The organism is Acidiphilium sp. PA, from assembly GCF_026191915.1.
Taxonomy (GTDB): Bacteria; Pseudomonadota; Alphaproteobacteria; order Acetobacterales; family Acetobacteraceae; genus Acidiphilium.
Genome location: NZ_JAIMBY010000018.1, coordinates 67,313 through 74,227, shown reverse-complemented (window position 1 = coordinate 74,227; position 6,915 = coordinate 67,313). Strand labels below are relative to the sequence as shown.

General features: G+C 60.0%; 6 protein-coding genes and 2 pseudogenes. 4 read left to right on the top strand and 4 right to left on the bottom strand.

Features of this window, described 5'->3' with window-relative positions:
- From AruPA_RS17065 to AruPA_RS17055, 3 genes and pseudogenes are all read left to right on the top strand, one after another.
- Positions 1-122, top strand: a pseudogene (locus AruPA_RS17065) (IS1595 family transposase); the annotation flags it as partial.
- Positions 123-295: 173 nt separating this feature from the next.
- Positions 296-1,402, top strand: coding sequence for a molybdopterin-dependent oxidoreductase (locus tag AruPA_RS17060; protein ID WP_265637950.1), 1,107 nt, complete (start codon positions 296-298; stop codon positions 1,400-1,402).
- A 142-nt stretch (positions 1,403-1,544) separates the two neighbouring features.
- Positions 1,545-2,708 (top strand): IS4 family transposase, encoded by a 1,164-nt coding sequence (locus AruPA_RS17055; RefSeq protein ID WP_408858887.1) that lies wholly within the window; start codon positions 1,545-1,547, stop codon positions 2,706-2,708.
- Between the two features lie 34 nt (positions 2,709-2,742).
- Here AruPA_RS17055 and AruPA_RS17050 read toward each other — a convergent pair whose 3' ends face one another.
- The 4 genes from AruPA_RS17050 to AruPA_RS17035 all read right to left on the bottom strand — a co-directional run bounded on the left by AruPA_RS17050 (position 2,743) and on the right by AruPA_RS17035 (position 6,775).
- Entirely contained in the window at positions 2,743-3,075 is a 333-nt protein-coding gene (locus AruPA_RS17050; protein ID WP_029314358.1) for a hypothetical protein, read from the bottom strand.
- Between the two features lie 15 nt (positions 3,076-3,090).
- Positions 3,091-4,353, bottom strand: a complete 1,263-nt coding sequence (locus tag AruPA_RS17045; protein ID WP_029314360.1) for a molybdopterin-dependent oxidoreductase — start codon at positions 4,351-4,353, stop codon at positions 3,091-3,093.
- A 118-nt stretch (positions 4,354-4,471) separates the two neighbouring features.
- Positions 4,472-5,740 carry an IS256 family transposase gene (locus tag AruPA_RS17040; protein ID WP_265637948.1) on the bottom strand — a complete coding sequence of 423 codons (1,269 nt, stop codon included), beginning with the start codon at positions 5,738-5,740 and terminating at the stop codon, positions 4,472-4,474.
- 180 nt (positions 5,741-5,920) lie between these two features.
- Entirely contained in the window at positions 5,921-6,775 is an 855-nt protein-coding gene (locus tag AruPA_RS17035) for a hypothetical protein (protein ID WP_139334205.1), read from the bottom strand.
- On the opposite strand from AruPA_RS17035, the pseudogene AruPA_RS17030 reads away from it, so the two are divergent.
- Positions 6,720-6,848: pseudogene (locus AruPA_RS17030) on the top strand (IS3 family transposase); the annotation flags it as partial. The gene AruPA_RS17035 and the pseudogene AruPA_RS17030 sit on opposite strands and share 56 nt — an antisense overlap.
- Between the last annotated feature and the right edge of the window lie 67 nt (positions 6,849-6,915).

The window sequence follows — 6,915 nt, the reverse complement described above, 5'->3', positions numbered from 1 at the left end:
TTTATCCGTTCAACGCCTTCCGCTCGTTGCTCGGCATCGCGGGCGGCGCCGAGGCGCCAACCTATGCCCAGCTTTATTCGGGAGCATGGGTCCACCCCACATGTAGTGGGTGTCTGACTTAACCGGATAGGCACGGATTCTTGAAGAGCCGCCGCAAGTGCCCTTACCGCATGAGCGGCGGAATTCTTTCATCAAACCGGCATGGCCTTTCATGATGACTTAGCCGCGCAAAAGGCCTTAAATCGTCTCGTTGAACGACAAATGCTCTGGCGCGACGTGGCGTATTTGAAAGGAGTTGAAAGGAGTTGAAATGCTTTCTATGTTTCAAACAAAACCGGACTTGATTGTTCACTCCAAGGACCCGCTGAATGCTGAGCCGCCTCTGGCTCACTTGCGGGAGAATTTCATCACCCCGCAGAAATTCTTTTACGTGCGGAGCCATGGAAATATTCCGAAGCTGGATCCGGCGCGCCATAGGCTTTCGGTGACCGGCATGGTGACGACGCCGCTCGATCTTTCGATGGACGAATTGCGCACGCGATTTTCCAAACGGCAGGTGACCGCCGTGCTGCAATGCGCCGGTAACCGGCGTGCCGATATGCAGCAGGTCAAGCCGGTTTCTGGCGATCCTTGGGCACCTGGCGCTATCGGCAATGCCGAATGGGGCGGCGTGGCGCTTGCCGATGTGCTGCGCGCCGCCGGTGCCGATGAAACGCGGACCCTGCATGTCGCCTTCGCGGCCCTCGATGATATCGATATCGAGGGCGAACAATTTCGCTTCGGCGCCTCGCTTCCGATGGCCAAGGCATTATCCTCCGATGTATTGCTGGCCTTCGAGATGAATGGCGACGCCTTGCTGCCGGAACATGGTTTCCCGCTGCGTGTCATCACGCCAGGCTATGCAGGCGTGCGCAGCCCGAAATGGCTCGCCTCGATCTCAGTGCAAGATATGCCTTCGGATAACCATATACAGCAGCGGGACTACCGGCTGGTCCCCCCGCACATAACAAAAGACACCGTGGACTGGTCGAAAGGCATGACGATCAACGATATGCCCCTAAACAGTGCAATCTGCGAACCGGCTGCGCATGCGACGCTGAAGGCCGGCAAGACCATGGCGCGCGGCTATGCCATCGCGACGGAACGGCGGGTGGTGCGGGTGGATGTCTCGATTAATGACGGGCGAAACTGGAGTCAGGCTGAACTGGAGCCGGATTCTGATGCGCCCTGGAGCTGGGTATTCTGGCAGGCGGAGCTGGATCTGCCGGCTGGCGAGCACGAGCTTGCGGTGCGGGCGTGGGATTCCGCCGGGCAGACGCAGCCGGTGCGGCCCGACGACACCTGGAATTTCAAGGGCTATCTCAGCGCCGCTTGGCACCGCGTGCCGGTAACGGTGAGCTGAAATGCGGCGCCAGAACTTCAACGCCAAAGCTTCCGTGCCAGCACGGCACTCACGAATCCCCTCATTTTGATGTGACCTTGCTATAGGCTCGATTCGGGCCGCTTCTGTAATACCGCCTAGTGTTATCAGATGGGTCATGGGCATGGTTAGGGTGGGTATTCCGCGTAAGCGGCTTTCGGACGTTCGGGGTTTCATCGGCGCGCTTTACGATCACGATCTGCACGCCAAGCGCGTTGAGGCGCTGGCGGACGCGACCCTAGGCGTGATGACGGGCGGGTCGCTGGCGGTGGCGACCATCGGCCAGGCCCTGGCGCAGGCGCGCGGGCTTGTCACCAAGCATGCGGTCAAGCAGGTGGACCGTCTGATAAGCAACGCGGGCATCGACGTGTGGGAGAGCTTTGCACGCTGGGTGCCGCATCAAGTCGGCACGCGGCCTGACATCCTGGTCGCGATGGACTGGACCGACTTCAACCATGACGATCAAGCGACCCTCGTACTGAGCCTGGTGACGGGCCATGGCCGCGCGGCACCTCTGCTCTGGCTTTCCGTGTGGAAAGAGGAAATCGCAAGCCGGCGCAACGATTTTGAGGATGCCTGCCTGTGCCGCCTGGCTGAAACGGTGCCGGAGGGATGCCAGGTGACGATCCTGGCCGATCGCGGCTTCAGCGATCAGAAGCTATTCGCCTTCCTGGGCAAGCTCGGTTTCGGCTACGTGATCCGCTTTCGCGGCAACATCAGAGTAACCGATGCCCACGGCACGGCCAGGCCCGCGGCCGAGTGGGTCGGCAAGGGCGGCAGGGCGTGCAAACTGCGCGATGCGCGGGTCACGGCGAAGGGACAGCTTGTGGGGGCCGTGGTGTGCGTCCACGCCAAAGCCATGAAAGAGCCCTGGTGCCTGGCTGCCAGCGATACCGAAGCGTCTGCGGCGACGCTGGTCAACCACTACGCCCGCCGCTGGACCATCGAGCCGCAATTCCGCGATACCAAGGATCTGCGCTTTGGCATGGGACTGTCGGCCACCCGCGTCGGCGAGCCCATGCGCCGCGACCGGCTGTTGCTGGTCAGTGCCTTTGCGGTCGCGCTGCTGACGTTGCTGGGTGCGGCCGGAGAAAGCCTAGGCATGGACCGGCTGCTCAAGTCCAACACCAGCAAGACCCGCACCCACTCGCTGTTCCGCCAGGGTTGCATGCTCTACGAATTGATCCCCAACATGCCCAAACACCGGCTGATCCCGCTCATGCAAGCGTTCGCCCAAGCCCTGGCAGACGCACCCGAGTTCAGCAGATTGTTTGCTCAGGCAAAATGAGGGGATGGCTGAGAGCACGGCAGGCATCCAGTGATTATTTCCTTTCCTTCTGACGCGCGACCAGCGCATCCACAAGCTTGGGAATTTCAGCGGTACTATACGGAGCGCCGAAGACCTTCTTCATCTTGGTGACTTCGCCGGTCCAGGCAGCTTGAGGAATCACCGGCTGGCGGTTCACAAAGCCAGCGGAATGACAGTACGCGCAGTTCTGATTGAGCACGGCGGCGTCGGTGCCCTGGAAATACGCGCCGGGAACCGGAATTTTTACCGATTCCGATTTGAATATCGGCGCGGGTGTCGCCGCAAGGGCAAAGGCGCTTATCGAAAGAACGCCGCCTGCCAGCAGAGCGATGGTTTTGATTTTCATGGGGTCATCTCCTCGTTAAGCGACTGTTACATCGACATGCTCGATGCCGTTATACATGAAGCCGCCAGGGTTCCAGCCGGCGACCATGGGCTGGACATGGCCCTCGGCATTCGCGGCCTTCACCATCAGCCGGTAGGTTCCGGTCTTGGGCAGGGATATGCGGGCGTGCCAAGGGCGGAACCCGTAGGCGCCGTAATTCTTGCCAAGCGTGGCGGTGCGCCAGGTTTTGCCACCATTGACCGAGACCATCACTGATTTCAGCGCGCTGCCACCGCCGAAGGCGAAGCCTTCCAAGGTCACCGCTTGGCCAGAGGAGAATTTCTGGCCATTTTCGACACTGGTGAAGAAGCTGCGCGGCTTCATTTTGTTGATCGGGACGAATTTGATGCCTTTTTCGCCAGGCTTCATCTCGCCGGTCTTGGTGTCGGGGATTTTATAGGCCACCGCCATCCAGAAATTTGTGCTGGGATGGTCGATCACCTCGATCTCAGTGAGCATTTTTACCCAGTAAGTCGAGTACCAGCCGGGCACAATGAGGCGCACCGGATAGCCGTTCAGCAGCGGCAGGTTCTCACCATTCATCTGGTAGGCGACCATCACCTCGCCGTCATTGGCGCGCTTGAGCGGCAAAGTTTTCTCGAAGGTAACATCGGGCGGGTAGAGCCCGCCGCCCTGTTCCAGGCTGCGGAAGGCGACATGGGTGCCCTTGGTGGTGAGGCCTGCATGGGCGAGCAGATGGCTGAGCGGCACGCCTGTCCACATCGCGTTATACATCGCGCCATTTCCCCATTGAGCGCCGGAGACGCGTGGGTTGATAAAGCCCCGGCTGTTGCCGGAGCATTGGTTGATCGCCGCCATGCGTTTAGGAGGAAAGGCTTTGACCAGTTCCTCTAGCGTCAGCTCGAACGGCTTCTTCACCGCGCCGAACACTTTAATTTTATAGGTCGAGGCGTCCACGCTGGTCGGGAAGTCCGCCATGTGCCAGCGTACATAGGTCTGGTCGTTCGGGGTGAACAAATGCTTCTGGAGCACCGGCCACGGCGTTTCGAGCAGAGGCGCGCGGGTGCGCTGAAGGATCATCTCGCCCTTTTGCGGAAACGTGCCCGCGGCAACCATAGGGCGCTCGCCATTGGCGAAAGGCAGAGTGACTGTTTCCGCCTCAGCAGCGGCGCCTCGTCCGGTACTCAGGGCCAATGCGCCGAATGATGCGGCGCCTAGCATGGCGGCGCGCCGGCTGGGTATCAAGGCTGGTATCAGTTCAGGCAGTTTTTGGTTCATTCATAGTCCTCCCGTTGGTTGGTTTCACACTGTTGTTAATCGCCGCAGCTTTATAAGTACGACTGTATAACATACGCCAGGAAGAAGAGCTATGATGGAAATTGGGTGACGGCGGTGATCAGGCGGCGTTCTGTGCTGGCGTCTCGATCACCTCGACGCCGTCCCGGAAAGTAATGCCCTGGATGACCTTGGGCAACTGGTTTTCTCCGTTGAGTTTGCGCCAGGTTTTGGCGGCTGCGGTGACGAGTTTGAAGACCATGAGCCGGGCGGTGTCCTGCGACAGCGCGCCCTTGGTTCGGACCGTTCTGTGGCGGACGGTGGCGAACACGCTCTCGATCGGGTTGGAGGTCCGCAGATGCTCCCAATGCTCGGCCGGGTAATCGTAGAAGGTCAGCAGCGCATCACGGTCCTTGATCAGACAGGTCACCGCCTTATCGTACTTCAAGCCGTATTTCTCAACGAACTTTGTAATCGCCGCCTCTGCCGCCGCACGATCCGGCGCCGTCCAGATTTCACGCAGATCGGCCTTGGCGGCCGGTTGGAGCACCTTCGGCATCTTGTTCAGCACATTGGCGGTTTTGTGGACCGTGCAGCGCTGATGGCATGTCCTCGGCCAGACCTCCTCGATCGCCTTCCAGAAGCCGAGCGCCCCGTCCCCGGTGGCGACCTGCGGTGCGATGGTCAGACCCCGGGCCTTCAGATCCACCAGCAGCTCGTGCCAGCTCTGCGCACTTTCCCGCATGCCCACCTGAAAACCGATCAACTCTTTCCGGCCCTCGGGGGTGGCGCCGATCAGCACCAGCATGCACTCTGCCTGCGGTTCCATCCGTGCCTGCAGATAGACGCCATCAGCCCAGATGTAGACGTAACGCCGGGCCGAAAGGTCCCGCCGCTGCCAGCGCTTGAAGTCGGATTCCCATTCGCCGCGCAATCGGGCAACTACCGAGGGCGAGAGGTTTGGCGCATCTTTCCCCAACAACGCCCCCAATGCATCTTGGAAATCACCCATCGAAATACCGCGCAGATAAAGGATGGGCAGCAACGCATCCAGGCTCCGGGTCCGACGCGCCCAGGGCGGCAAAAGGGCCGAAGTGAAACGAATGCGCTCATTGCCCGCTTCCGCCCCGCGGTCGCGCAGCTTCACGCGCTGCACCTCGACCGGACCAATCCCGGTCTGGATTTCCCTCACCGGACCCAGACCGTGCCGCACAACGCGGTCGCGGCCGTCAGCCAGCCGTTCACCCTTCATTGCGGCCAGAAACGCCTCAGCCTCCGCCTCGATTGCCTGGGCCAGCAGCCGACGGGCCCCGTCCCTCAGGATCGCCGTCAGCGGATCCTCAACGTCTCCGGGCTTGCGGAAGGGAAGAATAGTGCTATCGCTCGTCATAGGCGTATCGCTCCTTCAAGAGGTTCAGGCAGGCTTCCACCCGCCTCGATACGCCACCTTTCTCACCATGCCATCACCCAATTTCGGCTATAGCTCCAGGAAGAAGAAGCCAGCGGGTGATATCTGTGCCAACTTGTTTTATGGCAATGAAAGCAGAAGCATCATTGGCTTGTCAGGGTTTCAAGACGCCTGGCTGTTGCAGGGTCGCATCATGATCTTTAATGGAGACCAGGCGCGGGGTTGCGGCCAGCCGGAGATATGCTGGTAATTGACGTAAACCGTCACGCCGGTGCGAATATCGCGCCATTGGGTGACAACCGAATGATAGATGTTGCCGCCAAAGCCTTGCCGCTCATGGGCGATTTTCATCGTATTGTAGTACCGCCCTGCGACATGAAGACGCTCAAAGCCCTCGTTGCGGATCGTCTCATGAAATTTGAAATAGGGGTAGCCCGGTCCGCCGATCGTGTCGAACCGGACCATTGTGCCGGGAGAGCCAAAAATCACTGTCTGAAGCGCCTGTTCCGCTTTCGCGCCGCCTGGCCACTTGGTGTCCCAGATGCCGAAATAATAGTCGCCGGCCACGTCGTTAATCGAAATCCGGCAAAGCTTTGGCCGGTTTGGAACCTTGCCGGAATAGAGTATTTTGAGGCCGGTATCGGTCACCACGCTGGCGCCGGCGGCGCCACAGATAGCTGGTCGTATCGATGCCACGGATGTTGGATAGGGTCTGATTTCCTGTCCTGCAACCGAAGGCGCGGCGCAGTTTGTCAGTCCAAATGCGACAAGCGCGGCCATGCCGCATGTGCGGATCGAACGGAGGACCCTGTTTGGTTCAGGAAAGTAAAGCGGCCGGGTCACAAGCGTGCCATGGTTAAAGACATAGCCATCCGGCTGCTCCTTGTTGAAGCGCCCCGGGTTTTCCGGAGGCTCCAACTCTTGAGTAGGACGGAGCAATGGAAAGCGGAAGACATCGAACAGATATTTACCTGAAGTCCGCGAACGAGCGGTCCGGATGGTGCTGGAGCATGGCAAGGATCATGCTTCGCAATGGGAGGCGATCGGTTCGATTGCGCCAAAGATTGGCTGCACGTCCGCGTCTGTGAGGGGTGGGCGGGAACGTCCCCACCTACTCGGCATGCCGACCCCGATTGACCCGAGATCGAGCAACGGCT

Excerpts from the sequence above, each read along its gene's own strand:
- AruPA_RS17055 (WP_408858887.1), top strand. The coding sequence starts at position 1,545 with ATGGTTAGGGTGGGTATTCCGCGTAAGCGGCTTTCGGACGTTCGGGGT.
- AruPA_RS17050 (WP_029314358.1), bottom strand. The coding sequence starts at position 3,075 with ATGAAAATCAAAACCATCGCTCTGCTGGCAGGCGGCGTTCTTTCGATA.
- AruPA_RS17045 (WP_029314360.1), bottom strand. The coding sequence starts at position 4,353 with ATGAACCAAAAACTGCCTGAACTGATACCAGCCTTGATACCCAGCCGG.
- AruPA_RS17040 (WP_265637948.1), bottom strand. The coding sequence starts at position 5,740 with ATGACGAGCGATAGCACTATTCTTCCCTTCCGCAAGCCCGGAGACGTT.